Genomic DNA, 15,642 nt, shown 5'->3' on the forward strand with positions numbered 1-15,642 from the left:
GCGAGGACCCGGTATGGAGCCCATGCTTTCCCCCGCTGACCAGCCGCCACCACCGGTACACGTGGCCATCATCATGGATGGCAATGGGCGCTGGGCGAAGTCACGCGGCTTGCCGCGCACCGCCGGCCACAAGCGCGGCGCCGAGGCTGTGCGCCGCGCCGTGGAAGCGGCACGGGAGTTGGGCGTTTCCTACCTGACCCTTTACGCTTTTTCCTCGGAGAACTGGAAGCGCCCGGCCGGCGAGGTCACCGACCTCATGGGCCTGCTGCGCCTCTATCTGCGCAACGAGGTTAACAATCTCCACAAGAACGGCATCCGCCTCAAGGTGATCGGCGACCGGAGCCGCCTGGGCGCCGACATCGTCCGCCTGATCGAGGATTCCGAGGCCAAGACCGCCGGCAATACGGCGCTGACCCTGCTGTTGGCACTGTCCTACGGCGGCCGGCAGGAACTGGTCGCGGCGGCCAGGCATCTGGCCCGCGACGTGGCCGAGGGAAGGCTTTCCCCGGAGGCGGTGGACGAGGACGCCATCAACGCCCGCCTGTCCACGGCGGGCATTCCCGATCCCGACCTGATCATCCGCACCAGCGGCGAGCAGCGCATCAGCAATTTCCTGCTCTGGCAGGGCGCCTATGCCGAACTGGTGTTCATGGATACCCTGTGGCCCGATTTCGGGCGGACCGAGCTGGAGGCCGCCATCCGCGAGTTCCATGGCCGTGACCGCCGTTTCGGAACGGCCGGGTAACGGTTCGGTGCTGAAAACCCGCGCCCTGTCCGCCCTGGTGATGGCTCCGCCTGCTCTGCTGGCCGCCTGGGCCGGTGGCTACGCCTTCGCCACCCTGATCGCCCTGGCCGCCGGCCTGATGTGCTGGGAATGGCACCGCATGCTGAACGGCGGATTCACCCTGTCGGGGCGGGTCGCCTCGGTGGGCTGCGCCGCGGCGTCGCTTCTGGCGGTGGCCCGGCCCGATATCGGATTGGCCATGGTGACGCTGGCCGCCCTGGCTTCGGCCGGGCTGGCGGGGAGCGATCGCTCCGGGCGGGGCTGGGCGGCGTTCGGGGCCGTCTATGCCGGCCTGCCGTCCGTGACCCTGGTCTGGCTGCGCGGCGACGTGGCCGCCGGCAATGCGGTGATCTGGTGGCTGCTGCTGGTGGTGTGGTCCACCGATATCGGCGCCTATGCCTTCGGCCGGCTGATCGGCGGACCGAAATTGCTGCCCGCGGTCAGCCCCAAGAAGACCTGGGCCGGTCTGGTCGGCGGCATGATCTCGGCGGGGTTGGCGGCGCTGTTGGTGGCTCTGGCGGTGGGAGCCGCCGCCGGAACAGTGGTTTTCGCGGCCGGCGCGATGGTCGCCGTGGTCGCCCAGGTGGGCGATCTGTTCGAGTCGTGGATCAAGCGGCGTTGCAACGTCAAGGATTCAAGCAATATCATCCCAGGCCATGGCGGCGTGCTTGATCGCGTCGATGGCCTGTTGACAGCGGCCCTGGCGGTGGCGGCACTCTCTCTGGCGACCGGCAGAACGGTCCTGGACTGGCAATGAAGGAAATGCGATGAGCGGGCGGCGCGGTGTCACCATTCTGGGCTCGACGGGGTCCATCGGCTGCAACACGGTGGATCTGGTCGAGAGGCGTCCCGATCTCTACCGGGTCGAGGCGCTGGTCGCCAACTCGCGGGTGGACATCCTTGCCGAGCAGGCCAAGAAGCTTAAGGCCAAGCTGGCCGTGGTCGCCGACGAGAGCGCCTATGGTGCCCTGAAGGCCGCCCTGGCCGGTACCGGCATCGAGGTCGCCGCCGGTGCCCAGGCGGTGGTCGCCGCCGCCGAATTGCCCGCCGACTGGGTGATGGCCGCCATCGTCGGCGCCGCCGGTCTGGCCCCCACCCTGGCGGCGGTGCGCCGTGGCGCGGTGGTCGGTCTCGCCAACAAGGAATGTCTGGTCTGTGCCGGACAGCTGATGATGGCCGAGGTGGAAAGGCACGGTGCCACCCTGCTGCCGGTGGATTCCGAGCATTCGGCCATTTTCCAGGTGTTCGAGGCCGATCAGCACGACAAGATCGACAAGATCATCCTGACCGCCTCGGGCGGGCCGTTCCGCACCAAGACCCGCGAATTCATGGCCGACGTGACGCCGGAGCAGGCGGTGGCTCACCCCAACTGGTCCATGGGGGCCAAGATTTCGGTGGATTCCGCCTCCATGTTCAACAAGGGGCTGGAGCTGATCGAAGCGCACCATCTGTTCGCCATGCCCGAGGACAAGATCGATATCGTCGTTCACCCCCAATCGGTGATCCATTCGCTGGTGGCCTATGTGGACGGCTCGGTGCTGGCCCAGTTGGGCTCGCCCGACATGCGGACGCCCATCGCCTATGCCCTGGGCTGGCCCAACCGCATCGAGGCGCCGGTACCCAAGCTGGATCTGGCCGCCATCGCCACCCTGACCTTCGAGGCTCCCGATCCGGTGCGCTTCCCGTCCTTGCGGCTGGCGCGCGAGGCGCTGCGGGCCGGCGGGTCGGCCGCCGCCGTGATGAACGCCGCCAACGAGGTGGCGGTGGCCGCCTTCCTGGGCCGGCGCGTCGGTTTCCTTGATATCGCCTCCATCGTCGAGCGCACCATGGCCGGCGTGAAGCATTGTGAGTTGACCTGCATCGACGATGTCCTTGCCCAGGATGCCGAGGCGCGCCGCTTCGCCTCCGGCCTCATCGACGGCGGCCGTTAGGCCATGGATCTCGCCAGCCTGCTCAACAGCGTCCTGCACGGCGTCTGGTACTATGTGGTGATCTTCCTGGTCATCCTGACCGTCGTGGTCTTCGTCCACGAGTTGGGGCACTTTCTGGTGGCCCGCTGGAACGGGGTCCGGGTGGAGGTGTTCTCCATCGGCTTCGGGCCGGAGGTCTGGGGGCGTGTGGCGGCTGACGGCACCCGCTGGCGCATCGGCCTGTTGCCCTTGGGCGGCTACGTGAAGATGTTCGGCGACGCCGACGCGGCGTCGGCCACGGCCAGCGACCAGCCCATGACCGAGGCGGAGAAGGCCCAGGCCTTCTGCCACAAGCGGGTGGGGCAGCGCGCCGCCATCGTGGTGGCCGGGCCGGCCGCCAACTTCATCTTCGCCATCCTTGGCCTGGCCGGCATGTTCATGGTGCTGGGCCAGCCGGTGACCCAGCCGGTGATCGGCACGGTCCATCCGGGGACCGCCGCCGAGGCGGCCGGCTTGCTGGCCGGCGACCGCATCACCGCCATCAACGGCCGCGGCGTCGAGCGTTTCCAGGATATCCAGCGCATCGTCCGTCTGGAGATCGAGCAGGACCTGCGGCTGTCGGTCAAGCGGAGCGACAAGGCTTTCGAGGTGACCGCCCGCCCGCGCATCATCTCGCGCAAGGGCGTGTTCGGCGACATGGAAAAGGTGCCGGTGCTGGGCATTTCCGCCGATCCCTCCAGCACCGCGGTGATCAAACTCGGCCCCATCTCGGCCCTGGGCGAGGCCCTGGCCGAAACCGAGAACATGGTGCGTTCGACCTTCATCGGCATCGGCCAGATGATCAACGGCACCCGCGACACCGATGAACTGGGCGGACCGATCCGGATCGCCAAGGGAGCAGGGGAGGCGGCACAGCTTGGGCTGGCCAGCGTAGTCTTCTATACGATTTTGCTGTCGCTCAATCTTGGCCTGATCAATCTCTTCCCTATTCCGGTTCTAGACGGCGGCCATCTAATGTTTTACGCCTTCGAGGCGATTCTTGGCCGCCCCCTGGGGGAGAAGGCCCAAGAATATGGTTTCCGAATCGGGTTGTTTCTGGTATTGGCCTTGATGGTCTTTGCGACCCGCAACGACCTTGTGTCGCTGCCGGTTTGGGATATGTTGAAGCGGCTGTTTTCGTGAGCCGGGTCCAAGGGGACGGTCTTGCGGACGTAAGGGGGGCCTGGATGCGTTTCGTGCTGTGGACCGCTGTGCTGCTGGGCATTCTCGCCGGTATGATGCCGGCATCCGCCCAGGAAGGCGGGCGAATCCGCTCCATTTCCATCCTGGGCACCCAACGCATCGAGATCGAGACGGTCAAATCGTACATGACCATCGCCGAGGGCGACCTGTATGATTCCGATCGCGTCAACCGTTCACTGAAGGCGCTGTTCAATACCGGGCTGTTCCAGGACGTGACCATCCGCCGTGAAGGCGATCAACTGGTGGTCCGCGTGGTGGAAAATCCGATCATCAACCGGATCGCCTTCGAGGGTAACAACCGCATCAAGGACGATCAGTTGAACGCCGAGGTGCAGTTGCGCCCGCGTACCGTCTACACCCGATCCAAGGTCCAGGCCGACGTCAAGCGCATGCTGGAATTGTACCGCCGTGGCGGCCGGTTCGCCGCCACGGTCGAGCCCAAGATCATCCAGCTGGAACAGAACCGTGTCGATCTGGTCTATGAGATCAGCGAAGGCCAGCCCACCTATGTGCGGCGCATCGCCTTCGTCGGCAACAAGCGCTACGACCAGGACCGTCTGCGGGAGGTCCTGCAGACCAAGGAGGAGCGCTGGTACCGGTTCCTCACGACCGACGACACCTACGACCCCGACCGGGTCACCTATGACCGGGAATTGCTGCGCCGCTTCTTCCTGAAGCATGGCTTCGCCGACTTCCGGGTGAGTTCGGCCATCGCGGAACTGACGCCGTCGCGCGAAGGCTTCTTCATCACCTATACCATCGACGAGGGCGAGCGTTACAAGTTCGGGACCTCGACCATCAATGCCGAGTTGCGCGACCTGAAGCCCGAGGACCTGCAGCCCCTGCTGGTCAGCCAGCCCGGCGATTGGTACAACGCCGATCAGGTGGAGGACATCGTCCAGAAGCTGGTCGATGCGGTCGGCACCAAGGGTTACGCCTTCGTGGATGTGAAGCCCCAGGTGCGCCGCAACCGCGAAACCCAGACCATCGACATCACCTATGACGTCAAGGAAGGCCCGCGCGTCTTCGTCGAACGTATCGATATTTCCGGCAATGTCCGGACTCTGGACCGGGTGATCCGGCGCGAATTCCGGCTGGTGGAGGGCGATGCCTTCAACTCGGCCAAGCTGCGCCGCTCCCGCCAGCGCCTGAAGGACCTCAACTTCTTCGAGAAGGCCGAAGTCAACAACGTTCCTTCGGATTCGGCCCCGGATCGCACCATCATCAAGGTGGACGTGCAGGAGAAGTCGACGGGCGAGCTGATGTTCGGTGTCGGCTGGGCATCGTCGGCCGGACCGATCATCGAGGCGAGCCTGCGCGAGCGCAACCTGCTGGGCCGCGGCCAGGACCTGCGCCTTGGTGCCGGTCTCGGTACCAAGCGGAGCAGCCTGGATCTGTCGTTCACCGAGCCCTATTTCATGGACCGTGAGGTGGCCGCCGGCTTCGATGCCTTCATCATCGACCGTAAGATGCAGCGTGAAAGCTCGTACGATGCCTCGTCCATCGGCGCCGACCTCCGGGCGGGCTACCGCTTGTCCGAAAATCTGCGCCAGGATTGGATGTACACCGTGAAGCAGGACACGGTGAAGGGCGTCAACAGCACCTCCATCTACGTGCAGGAACAGATCGGTTCGAAGATCACCTCGTCCGTGGGGCAGAGTCTGACCTACGACCGGCGTGATTCCCGCGTCGATCCGACCGAGGGCTATTTCATCCGCCTGGGTACGGAGGGTGCCGGTCTCGGCGGCGATATCCGCTATCTGCGCGGCAGCCTGAGCGGGGGCCAGTACTTCACCCTGACCGACAAGGTGATCCTCGGCGTGACGAGCACCCTCGGCTATATTCACGGCTTGGATCAGCGGGTGCGCATCACCGACCGGTTCTTCGTCGGCGGCGACAATCTGCGTGGCTTCGCCAATGGCGGCATCAGCCCGCGCGACAGCGTTACCGGTGACGCGCTGGGTGGTCTGTGGCAGGCGGTCGGCTCGGCGCAGGTCAAGTTCCCCATCGGTTTGCCCGAGGAATTCGGTGTCGCCGGTCAGGCCTTCACCGATATCGGCACCGTCGGCCCGACCGATACCCAGGATACCACCACGGTCAACCAGTCCTCCTCGATCCGCGTGGCTCCCGGTATCGGTGTCTCCTGGAAGTCGCCCATGGGGCCGGTTTCCGCCGATATCGGCTATCCGATCGTCAAAGAGAAGTTCGACAAGAAGGAATTCTTCCGGTTCAACTTCGGAACCAAGTTCTGACCGTGCTCGTAGACGAGTCGCGGCTCCAAGTGGAAGAGATGTCGTGAAGAACAGCGTGTCACGCCGCCTTGCCCTGGCCGCCCGACTGGTGTCGCTGCTGATATCGGCATTGATCCTGAGTGGTACCGCCGCCTTGGCCCAGAGGGCATCCGGCACGTCCATGAGCGTGATCATCGTCGATATCCAGCAGGCTCAGCGCGAGTCCATGCCGGGAAAGGCACTGGCCACCCAGCGTGACAAGTACCAGCAGAACTTTCAGACCGAGTTCAATAACGCCCGCCAGTCCCTTCAGCGTAGCGACCAGGAACTGGCCAAGCAGAAGGGCACCATGCCGCAGGAGGCCTACGACCAGAAGGTCAAGGCCCTGGAACTACGGGTGGTGGCCTTCCAGAACCGCACCCAGATGGCGGTGCGCGCTCTCGAGAAATCGACGGATGCGGCCATGGCGGAACTGATGAACGCCATCCTGACCATCACCGGAGAAATCGCCGCCGAGATGGGCGCCAATCTGGTGCTGCCCAAGCAGCAGGTGGTCCTGCACGAGCCGCGCATGGATGTCACCGTCCAGGTGATCGAGCGGTTGAACCGCAAGCTGCCGACCGTCAATTTCCCCGTTCCCGAAGTGGATGCCCCTCCGCCTTCGGACCTTTCGCCCTCCAAGTCCGGCAAGAAGTGACACCATGGCCGATCCCCGTTTCTTTACCAATGCCGGTCCTTTCACCCTCGCCCAACTGGCGGAAATCTCCGGTGCCGCCTTGGCCGAGGGCTGCGATCAGGGGGCCGTCTTCGTGGATGTGGCGCCGCTGGAGCAGGCGGGGGCGGACAACGTGTCCTTCCTGGACAACCGCAAATACGTCGCCGCCTTCCAGGCCAGCAAGGCCGGGCTGTGCGTGGTGGCGCCCGAAATGGCGGAAAAGGCCCCTGCCGGCATGGCTCTGCTGCTGTCGCCCGATCCCTATCGCGCCTATGCCCACATCGCCCAGGCGTTCTATCCCAACCCGGCCCCCGAGCCGTGGGTGGCGCCGACCGCCTGGGTCGATCCGACCGCAAGCGTGGGAGAGGGCTGCCGCATCGAACCCGGCGCCGTGATCGGCCCCAAGGCCCAGGTCGGCGCGCGCTGTCGTATCGGCGCCAATGTGGTGGTTGGGCAGGGGGTGGTTCTGGGCGACGATTGCACCATCGGGGCCAATGCCACCGTTTCCCATGCTCTGGTGGGCAATCGCGTCAACATCTATCCCGGCGCCCGTATCGGCCAGGACGGCTTCGGCTTCGCCATGGGGCCGCAGGGCCACCTGAAGGTGCCGCAATTGGGCCGCGTGGTGATCGGCAACAATGTCGAGATCGGCGCCAACACCACCATCGACCGGGGTGCCGGGCCGGATACGGTGATCGGCGACGGCAGCATGATAGACAACCTCGTCCAGATTGGGCACAACGTCCAGCTGGGACGCGGCTGCGTCATCGTGGCGCAGGTGGGAATCTCGGGCTCGACCCGCATGGGCGATTTTGTCGCGGCGGGCGGCCAGGCCGGTATCACCGGCCACTTGAAGATCGGATCGGGCGCGCGCATCGCCGCCCAGGCGGGAGTGATGCGCGACATCGCTCCCGGCGAGACCGTCGGCGGTGCGCCCGCCGTGCCCATGGCGGATTGGCTGCGCCAGTCGGCCATCCTGGGCAAGATGGCGCGGAAAAAGAGTTAAGGCCAAAGGCAGGACGCGAGTCATGGATACCGCCAACAACGACCAGGGGACCCACCTGGGCAAGGTCATCGATATCAGCCGGATCATCCAGATGATTCCGCACCGTTACCCCTTCCTCATGGTGGACCGGGTAGTGCAGGTGGTGGCCAATGAAAGCGCCGTGGGCATCAAGAACGTCACCATCAACGAGCCGTTCTTCCAGGGCCATTTCCCGTCGCGCCCGGTTTTTCCCGGTGTGCTGATCATCGAATCCATGGCCCAGACGGCGGCCGTGCTGGTGGTCGAGACCCTGGGCGAATCGGCCGAGGGCAAGCTGGTCTATTTCATGAGCGTCGAGAATTGCCGATTCCGTAAACCGGTCGGCCCCGGCGACCAGTTGATGATCCATGTCTTCAAGGAACGCTCGCGCGGCAACGTCTGGAAGTTCCGGGGTGAAGCCAAGGTCGACGGTACCCTTGTCGCCGAAGCCACCTATGCCGCCATGATCCTGGACGAAAAATGACCAACATTCATCCTTCGGCCGTCATCGATCCCAAGGCGGAGATCGCCTCCTCGGCGATCATCGGCCCGTTCTGCGTGGTCGGCCCCGACGTCAAGCTGGGCGAGTCCGTGGAACTGGTGTCCCATGTGGCGGTGGCGGGGCGCACCTCCATCGGTGCCGGCACCCGCATCTTCCCCTTCGCCTCCATCGGCCATCGTCCCCAGGACCTCAAGTACAAGGGCGAGCCCTCGACGCTGGAGATCGGCAGCAACAACCAGATCCGCGAGCACGTCACCATGAATCCCGGCACCGAGGGTGGCGGCATGGTGACCAAGGTCGGCGACAACTGTCTGTTCATGGCCAGTGCCCACGTGGCCCACGACTGCATCCTGGGCGACAGCGTGATCATGGCCAACAACGCCACCCTGGCCGGTCATGTGACGGTGGGCGAGTATGCCTTCCTGGGTGGTCTGTCGGCGGTGCACCAGTTCGTGCGCATCGGCCGCCACGCCATGATCGGCGGCATGTCGGGCGTCGAGGCCGACGTGATCCCCTTCGGCATGGTGATCGGCAACCGCGCCTATCTCAACGGGCTGAACATCGTGGGCCTCAAGCGCCGCGGCTTCTCGCGCGATGACATCCATACGCTCCGCAACGCCTACCGCCTGATGTTCGCGCCGGAAGGCACGCTGCAGGAGCGCCTCTCCGACGTGGAGGAGCAGTTCAAGGACCATCCGGTGGTGATGGAGATCGTCGCCTTCATCCGCTCGGATTCGTCGCGATCGCTCAGCACGCCGAATGGCGCCTAAGCTCGGCATCATCGCGGGCGGCGGCGACCTGCCGGGACTGGTCGCCGCCGCCTGTCGCGCCCAGGGGCGCCCCTTTCACTTCCTTGCCCTGTCCGGCCATGCCGACCCCCAGGTAATCGGTGGCGATGCCCCGCAGGACTGGGTCCGCCTGGGCGAGGCCGGTACCGGCTTCGAACGCCTGCGCCAGGCCGGGGTCGCCGAGGTGGTGATGATCGGCCCGGTCCGCCGCCCGACCATTCTGGAACTGGCCCCCGATTTCCGCACCGCCCGTTTCTTTGCCCGCGTCGGGCTCAAGGCCCTGGGAGATGACGGCCTGCTGCGCGCCGTGGCCGCCGAACTGGAAAGCGAAGGTTTCCGCGTGGTGGGCGTCGACGAGGTCCTCTCCGACTGTCTGGCGGTCCCCGGTGACTATGGCAGCCTTTCTCCCGACCAACAGGCCCAAGCCGATATCACGCGCGGCATCGAGGTGGCGCGCGGCCTGGGCGCCCTGGACGTGGGGCAGGCCGTGGTGGTGCAGCAGGGCATCGTGCTGGGCGTGGAAGCCATCGAAGGCACCGACAATCTCCTCCGCCGCTGTGGCCCGCTGGCCCGCGAAGGCGTAGGCGGCGTGTTGGTCAAGCTGAAGAAGCCGGGCCAGGACCGCCGCATCGATCTGCCCACCATCGGCCTTACCACGCTCCGCGAGGCCGCCGCCGCCGGTTTGCGCGGTATCGCGGTAGAGGCGGGAGGCGCCCTGGTGCTGGGCCGCGACGCCATGGCCACCGAAGCCGATCGCCTTGGCCTGTTCGTCATCGGCATCGAGCCCTAGCCCATGAGCAACGCGCCGCTGCTCGTTTACCTCATCGCTGGCGAGCCGTCGGGCGACCTGCTGGGCGGCCGGCTGATGGCGGCGCTGAAGGCACGCCTTGGCCAGGGCATCACCTTCGCCGGTATCGGTGGCGAGAGCATGCGGGAAGAGGGGCTGAATTCCCTGTTCCCCATGACCGAATTATCGGTGATGGGGCTGGTCGAGGTGCTGCCACGCATTCCCCGCATCCTGCGCCGGGTGGGCGAGACCCTTTGCGACATCGAAACAAAGCGTCCGGATGCCCTGATCACCATCGATTCCTGGGGTTTCAACGGCCGCATTCACAACGGTCTGAAGAAGCGGGGCTCGAATGTCCCGCGCATTCACTACGTGGCGCCCATGGTGTGGGCCTGGAAGTCGGGACGGACCAAGACCCTGGCCCGCGTCCTCGACCTGCTGCTCACCTTGCTGCCCAACGAGCCGGCATGGTTCGAGAAGGAGGGCTTGCGAACCCTGCATGTCGGCCATCCGGTGGTGGAGGGCGCGGCGGCCAAGGGTGACGGCGCGGCCTTCCGGACCCGGCACGGCTTCGCGCCCGACCGAAAATTACTGTGCGTGCTGCCCGGCAGCCGCCATTCCGAGACCGCCAAGCTGCTGCGGCCGTTCGAGGAAACCATGGCGCTGCTGGCCCGGCGCTTTCCCGATCTCGCCGTGGTGGTGCCCACCGTGGAGACGGTGGCCGACGAGGTGGCGCGGACCGTCAAGTCGTGGCCGCTGCCGACCCTCTTGGTGCGGGGGCCGGAGAAATACGACGCCTTCGCCGCCTGCGACGCCGCCCTGGCGGCCTCGGGCACCGTCGCCCTGGAACTGGCCATGGCCGGCCTGCCGGCGGTGATCACCTACAAGGTGTCGCCGCTGTCGGCCTTCGTGGCCACCCGTTTCCTGGGACTCAGCCTCAAATTCGTCACCCTCGTCAACATCCTGGTTGACGAATCGGTGATGCCGGAATTGCTGCAAGACGATTGCCGCCCCGATAAGCTGGCGGCGGCGGTGGAGCACCTGCTGACCGACGAGGCGGCGAGGGCGGCTCAGCGGGCCGGTGCCCGGCGCGCCCTGGAAAAGCTCGGCCTGGGCGGCGAAAGCCCCAGCCGGCGGGCCGCCGACGCGGTAATTGACTTCATTCGGCAACGCAAGGAGCTGGGAAATGGCTGACTGGCGCTTTCTTCACACCATGATTCGGGTGGGCAATCTGGATCGCTCCATCGACTTTTATACCCGCCTGCTGGGGATGAAGCTGCTGCGGCGCACCGATTTCCCCGAAGGACGCTTCACCCTGGCCTTCGTCGGCTATGGCGAGGAAGCCTCCAGCACGGTTGTGGAACTGACCCACAATTGGGATACCGAATCCTATGAATTGGGCGGTGGTTTCGGCCATCTGGCGCTGGGCGTGCCCGACATCTACAAGGCCTGTGCCGATCTGGAAGCGGCCGGGGCCAAGATCCCCCGCCCGCCGGGCCCCATGAAGCACGGCTCGACCATCATCGCCTTCGTCGAAGACCCCGACGGCTACAAGATCGAGCTGATTCAGGCGAAATAGCCCAAAGAGGTTTTTTAGAGTCTGTCCGACTTTAACTGGAGCATTCCATCGCCTCGTCATGGCCGGGCTTGACCCGGCCATCCATGGACCCCCGGATCAAGTCCGGGGGTGACGGCGCTTCAACCTGAACCTGACAAACTCTAGGCTGTAGTGACAATTTAGGATTCCCTTGGCGCCCGAGATGTGATTCAAGACTGATTTTTGGAGGTCGGTCTTGGACGGCGAAGTTCTGCGCGATGATCAGTGGGAGCGGCTGCGGGAGTTTGTGCCCGGAGGCCGGAAGGGAAAGCGTGGCCCGCGTAGCGATGGCCGCCGCTTCTTCGACGCCATCCTGTGGGTGGCACGGTCTGGTGCGCGATGGCGAGATTTGCCGGAGAAGTTTGGCCCCTATCAGACGGCCAAACGCCGCTATTACCGCTGGATCGAGCAGGGCGTCTTCGACCGGATATTCGAGGCTGTGTCGGTTGATCCAGACCTTGAATGGATGATGATCGACGCCACCGTCATCCGAGCCAACGCGCAAGCCGCCGGGGCACGGCGTAAAAGGGGGGACCGCAAGCCCAGGCTCTTGGGCGTTCTCGGGGCGGCTTCGGAACCAAACTCCACGCCGTAGTCGATGCGCTGGGCTTGCCGGTTCGCTTCGAACTTGGCCCCGGCCAGCAGAATGACATGGCACCAGCCTGCGATCTGATCCGGGGATTGAAGGCCGATCAAGTCCTCGCCGACCGCGCCTATGACGCCGACCGATTGCATGACCTCATCCTCGACCAAGGCGGCGAGCCGGTCATTCCGCCGCGCCGCCATCGCAACTACCAGCACGCCTACGATCGGATCGCCTACAAGCAGCGATGGGGCATCGAGGGCTTCTTCGCAAAACTCAAGCAATGGCGCCGCGTCGCAACCCGATACGACAAGATCGCCGCCAATTTCCTGGGCTTCGTAAAGCTCGCCAGCATCATGTTCTGGCTCAAATGACTAAAATGTCACTACAGCCTAGGGCCTGGCCCACTGCTGTCCGGTTTAAGTTTCCAGGTGCCGGGGGATAGGCTGCTTCACCACCAAGACACCAAGGGCACCAAGAGGGCTTTCCCTTATCTCGTCGTGCCCGGACTTGTTCCGGGTAACCACGCCCAGTCGCCTGCCTCATGGTCTGGCCCGGTATTCCGGTGGAGCAGCGTGGATGGCCGGAACAAGTCCAGCCAAGACGGCCTTGTCACGTACTCCGCCCTCTCGGTGCCCTTGGTGTCTTGGTGGTTTGTCCGTCTTTTCCGCGTCCCCGCACGGGGGGAATACAGTCAAGCCCAAGGGGGCGAGGCCCGGCCGTGACGAGTGGATGGAGCGCTTCAGCTTAAACTCTGGTTTTCCCTTCGGATTCTATTTCCGAAGCGTATCGATCCAGGGAGTCAGAGCGTCCCGTGCCCGATCGGCGTAAAGCTTCTTGCGATCGCGGCCCTTGACGCGGCGGCCCCGCTCGTCGCGCTCGGGCGGCGGCGGGAACAGGCCGAAATTGATGTTCATGGGCTGATAGGTCTCGGCCTCGGCCCCGCCGGTGACGTGATTGAGCAAGGCGCCCAGCGCGGTGATGGCCGGCGGGCGGAACATCTCGCGGCCCTGGGCCTCGGCGGCGGCGAACAGCCCGGCCAGCAGGCCGATGGCCGAGCTTTCCACATAGCCTTCGCAGCCGGTGACCTGTCCGGCCAGACGCAGCCTCGGCTGAGCCTTGAGCCGCAAGGTGCGGTCGAGGACACGCGGACCGTTGACGAAGGTGTTGCGGTGCAGGCCGCCCAGGCGGGCGAACTCGGCATTCTCCAGGCCGGGAATGGCGCGGAAGATACGGGCCTGCTCGCCATGGCGCAGCTTGGTCTGGAACCCCACCAGATTGTAAAGGGTCCCCAGCGCGTTATCCTGGCGCAACTGCACCACGGCGAACGGCTTGGGGCCATTGGGATTGGTCAGGCCCACCGGCTTCATGGGGCCGAAGGCCAGGGTATCCTTGCCGCGTTCGGCCATCACCTCGATGGGCAGGCAACCCTCGAAATAGGGGGTGTCCTTCTCCCACTCGTGGAACGGTACCTTCTCGCCGGTGATCAGCGCGTCGATGAAGGCGTAGTACTGTTCCTTGTCCAGCGGACAGTTGATGTAGTCCGAGCCGGTTCCCTTGTCGTAGCGCGACTGGAACCACGCGCTTTTGAAATCGATGCTGTCCTTGGTGACGATGGGGGCGATGGCGTCGAAGAAGGCCAGCGAATCCTCGCCGGTCACGCCCTTCAGCGCCTCGGCCATGGCGGGCGAGGTCAGCGGTCCGGTGGCGATGACCACCTGCTCCCAATCCTCGGGCGGCAGGCCGGCAACTTCCTCGCGGACGATGGTGATGCGGGGATGGCTGGATAGCGCCGCCTGGACGCCTTGGGAAAAGCCGTCGCGGTCCACCGCCAGGGCACCGCCGGCGGGAACCTTGTGGGCGTCGGCCTGGGCCAGGATCAGCGAGCCGGCACGGCGCATCTCTTCGTGCAGCAGTCCGACGGCGTTGTAATCCGCATCGTCCGAGCGCAACGAGTTGGAGCACACCAACTCGGCCAAGCCATCGGTCTGATGGGCCGGAGTGGTGCGCACAGGGCGCATTTCGTGGAGGATGACGGGGATGTCGGCCTGAGCGAGCTGCCAGGCGGCTTCCGACCCGGCAAGCCCGCCGCCGATCACATGGACGGTGCGGGTCATGCCGAGGGAGATAGAGGCTCCGGGGCCTCTTGTCCAGAAGCTTTACCCCAGAAGCTCTACCGAGGATTCATCGAGGCAACCAGATGGGCCATGAATTGGGCGCTGGCCCCGCCGGATACCGCCGAGATGGAAGCGGTGCCCGACACCGGCTTGGCGCCGCTGCCGTCTTGCGTCACTTCCTTGTCGGCATCGGGAAGATCGAGCGGGCCGTAGCCGTAGGTACTGAAGGCCGAGGCGGCGCCCGACTTCTCGATGGAATGGCTGGCCCCTTCGTCCTTCTTGTTGAGCAGAAGGCTGGAGGAGGCGACGCTGAGAGAGACCATGTTCGTTCTCCGAGGAGAGAGTTCGCCCTTCTCGATGCATTGACCGTGCCAAACTTAAAATCGCGGATTTCCGCCACTTCTCGCCGATATGGGGCGGCAGAATCTGCCGGGGCGGCATGTTACGAAGGACATTCCTTCCGGGCCGGGGATGGGGTATAAGCTTGCGCGAAGCCACCCCTTCGAGTGGGAAGAGAGACACCCATGGCCAAGACCTATTACGTCGTCGGCGGCGAATATGCCGATACCTCCTTTACCGTCATCGCCCCCGGCCATGCCGAGGAACGCTTCGGCCCCTTCGAGGAGCAGGAGGCACATATCTGCTGGCGGGCGCTGACCGGCAAGTCGGTGGACAATGCCATGGTCCGCTACTTCATCCGCAGCACCGAGGACGCCGCCGCCGACCAGTGGTACGTGATGGGCGGCGAATACGCCGACACCACCTTCCAGGAAGTCACCGAGGGCCGCACCCTCGAGGTGCACGGCCCGTTCTCCCGCAAGGAAGCGCTGGAAAAGTGGCGCGAACTGACCGGCAAGTCGGTGGACAACGCGCTGACCCGCTACGACCTTTTCACCGGCGAGGAACTGAAGCGTCGCAACGTCAAGGGGTGATGGGGGCGTATTCGCCTCTGGTCACGAACCGAAGAAAGCGGTATTTCCTTACCGAATTCAGACGAAAGGGAGGTCGCACGTGTCCCATTACCCCAACAAGTACCACGCCTTCATCTGCACCCAGCGTCGCCCCGACGGTCATCCGCGCGGCTGCTGCACCAGCAAGGGCGGCGGTCAGCCGCTGTTCAACCGGCTGGCCGAGAAGGTGACCGAGATGAATCTGTGGGAGAAGGGCGTCAGCGTCGCCTCGTCCAGCTGCCTGGGCTTCTGCAAGTTCGGCCCGCTGATGGTGGTCTATCCCCAGGGCATCTGGTACAAGGCCGAGACGGTGGAGGACATCGACGAGATCGTTTCCTCGCACTTCGCCAACGACAAGCCGGTCGAGCGTCTGATCGTCACGCCATCCAAGGCGTAAGCGATTTCAAAGGAT

The 15,642-nt window shown here is 65.0% G+C and carries 17 protein-coding genes; 15 read left to right on the forward strand and 2 right to left on the reverse strand.

Annotation, left to right across the window (positions count from 1 at the left end):
- Positions 1 to 13 precede the first annotated feature (13 nt).
- The 13 genes from CP958_RS14835 (at position 14) to CP958_RS14895 (ending at position 12,537) form a co-directional block, all read left to right on the forward strand.
- Entirely contained in the window at positions 14 to 745 is a 732-nt protein-coding gene (locus tag CP958_RS14835; protein WP_096702799.1) for an isoprenyl transferase, read from the forward strand.
- Entirely contained in the window at positions 717 to 1,541 is an 825-nt protein-coding gene (locus CP958_RS14840; protein ID WP_242442909.1) for a phosphatidate cytidylyltransferase, read from the forward strand. The genes CP958_RS14835 and CP958_RS14840 overlap by 29 nt, the downstream gene beginning before the upstream one ends.
- Positions 1,542 to 1,551: 10 nt before the next feature.
- Complete coding sequence (locus tag CP958_RS14845; RefSeq protein ID WP_096702801.1) at positions 1,552 to 2,715, forward strand: 1-deoxy-D-xylulose-5-phosphate reductoisomerase; 1,164 nt, start codon at positions 1,552 to 1,554, stop codon at positions 2,713 to 2,715.
- 3 nt (positions 2,716 to 2,718) lie between these two features.
- Complete coding sequence (gene rseP / locus CP958_RS14850; RefSeq protein ID WP_096702803.1) at positions 2,719 to 3,876, forward strand: RIP metalloprotease RseP; 1,158 nt, start codon at positions 2,719 to 2,721, stop codon at positions 3,874 to 3,876.
- Between the two features lie 44 nt (positions 3,877 to 3,920).
- Positions 3,921 to 6,188: an outer membrane protein assembly factor BamA gene (gene bamA, locus CP958_RS14855; RefSeq protein ID WP_096702805.1), complete on the forward strand. Its 2,268-nt coding sequence runs from the start codon at positions 3,921 to 3,923 to the stop codon at positions 6,186 to 6,188.
- 43 nt (positions 6,189 to 6,231) lie between these two features.
- Positions 6,232 to 6,864 carry an OmpH family outer membrane protein gene (locus tag CP958_RS14860; RefSeq protein ID WP_096702807.1) on the forward strand — a complete coding sequence of 211 codons (633 nt, stop codon included), beginning with the start codon at positions 6,232 to 6,234 and terminating at the stop codon, positions 6,862 to 6,864.
- Positions 6,865 to 6,868: 4 nt separating this feature from the next.
- On the forward strand, positions 6,869 to 7,888 hold the full coding sequence (gene lpxD / locus CP958_RS14865) for a UDP-3-O-(3-hydroxymyristoyl)glucosamine N-acyltransferase (RefSeq protein WP_096702809.1): 1,020 nt from the start codon (positions 6,869 to 6,871) through the stop codon (positions 7,886 to 7,888).
- A gap of 22 nt (positions 7,889 to 7,910) precedes the next feature.
- A complete protein-coding gene (gene fabZ, locus CP958_RS14870; protein ID WP_096702811.1) occupies positions 7,911 to 8,390 on the forward strand; it encodes a 3-hydroxyacyl-ACP dehydratase FabZ in 480 nt (159 codons plus the stop codon).
- On the forward strand, positions 8,387 to 9,178 hold the full coding sequence (gene lpxA, locus CP958_RS14875) for an acyl-ACP--UDP-N-acetylglucosamine O-acyltransferase (RefSeq protein WP_096702813.1): 792 nt from the start codon (positions 8,387 to 8,389) through the stop codon (positions 9,176 to 9,178). Before fabZ ends, lpxA begins: the two co-directional genes overlap by 4 nt.
- Entirely contained in the window at positions 9,168 to 9,986 is an 819-nt protein-coding gene (gene lpxI, locus CP958_RS14880) for a UDP-2,3-diacylglucosamine diphosphatase LpxI (RefSeq protein ID WP_096702815.1), read from the forward strand. The genes lpxA and lpxI overlap by 11 nt, the downstream gene beginning before the upstream one ends.
- Before the next feature lie 3 nt (positions 9,987 to 9,989).
- Positions 9,990 to 11,177 carry a lipid-A-disaccharide synthase gene (gene lpxB / locus CP958_RS14885; RefSeq protein WP_242442910.1) on the forward strand — a complete coding sequence of 396 codons (1,188 nt, stop codon included), beginning with the start codon at positions 9,990 to 9,992 and terminating at the stop codon, positions 11,175 to 11,177.
- A complete protein-coding gene (gene gloA / locus CP958_RS14890) occupies positions 11,170 to 11,562 on the forward strand; it encodes a lactoylglutathione lyase (RefSeq protein ID WP_096702817.1) in 393 nt (130 codons plus the stop codon). Before lpxB ends, gloA begins: the two co-directional genes overlap by 8 nt.
- Before the next feature lie 214 nt (positions 11,563 to 11,776).
- Positions 11,777 to 12,537, forward strand: a protein-coding gene (locus tag CP958_RS14895) for an IS5 family transposase (RefSeq protein ID WP_096700057.1) whose coding sequence is annotated in 2 segments (ribosomal slippage) — positions 11,777 to 12,104 and positions 12,104 to 12,537 — 762 coding nt in all. Because the reading frame shifts where the segments join, the coding sequence is not laid out codon by codon here.
- Between the two features lie 399 nt (positions 12,538 to 12,936).
- On the opposite strand, the gene trmFO is transcribed toward CP958_RS14895, so the two are convergent.
- Both trmFO and CP958_RS14905 read right to left on the reverse strand, forming a co-directional pair.
- Positions 12,937 to 14,280, reverse strand: coding sequence for a methylenetetrahydrofolate--tRNA-(uracil(54)-C(5))-methyltransferase (FADH(2)-oxidizing) TrmFO (gene trmFO, locus CP958_RS14900; protein ID WP_096702819.1), 1,344 nt, complete (start codon positions 14,278 to 14,280; stop codon positions 12,937 to 12,939).
- Positions 14,281 to 14,336: 56 nt separating this feature from the next.
- Positions 14,337 to 14,603 (reverse strand): hypothetical protein, encoded by a 267-nt coding sequence (locus CP958_RS14905; protein WP_096702821.1) that lies wholly within the window; start codon positions 14,601 to 14,603, stop codon positions 14,337 to 14,339.
- Between the two features lie 201 nt (positions 14,604 to 14,804).
- Between CP958_RS14905 and CP958_RS14910 the strand changes: the two genes are divergently transcribed.
- Together CP958_RS14910 and CP958_RS14915 are read left to right on the forward strand one after the other, a co-directional pair.
- Positions 14,805 to 15,212 carry a DUF4170 domain-containing protein gene (locus CP958_RS14910; protein ID WP_096702824.1) on the forward strand — a complete coding sequence of 136 codons (408 nt, stop codon included), beginning with the start codon at positions 14,805 to 14,807 and terminating at the stop codon, positions 15,210 to 15,212.
- Between the two features lie 79 nt (positions 15,213 to 15,291).
- Positions 15,292 to 15,627: a (2Fe-2S) ferredoxin domain-containing protein gene (locus tag CP958_RS14915; RefSeq protein WP_096702826.1), complete on the forward strand. Its 336-nt coding sequence runs from the start codon at positions 15,292 to 15,294 to the stop codon at positions 15,625 to 15,627.
- The last annotated feature ends 15 nt before the right edge of the window (positions 15,628 to 15,642 follow it).

The organism is Magnetospirillum sp. 15-1, assembly GCF_900184795.1.
In the GTDB taxonomy this organism is placed as follows: domain Bacteria; phylum Pseudomonadota; class Alphaproteobacteria; order Rhodospirillales; family Magnetospirillaceae; genus Phaeospirillum.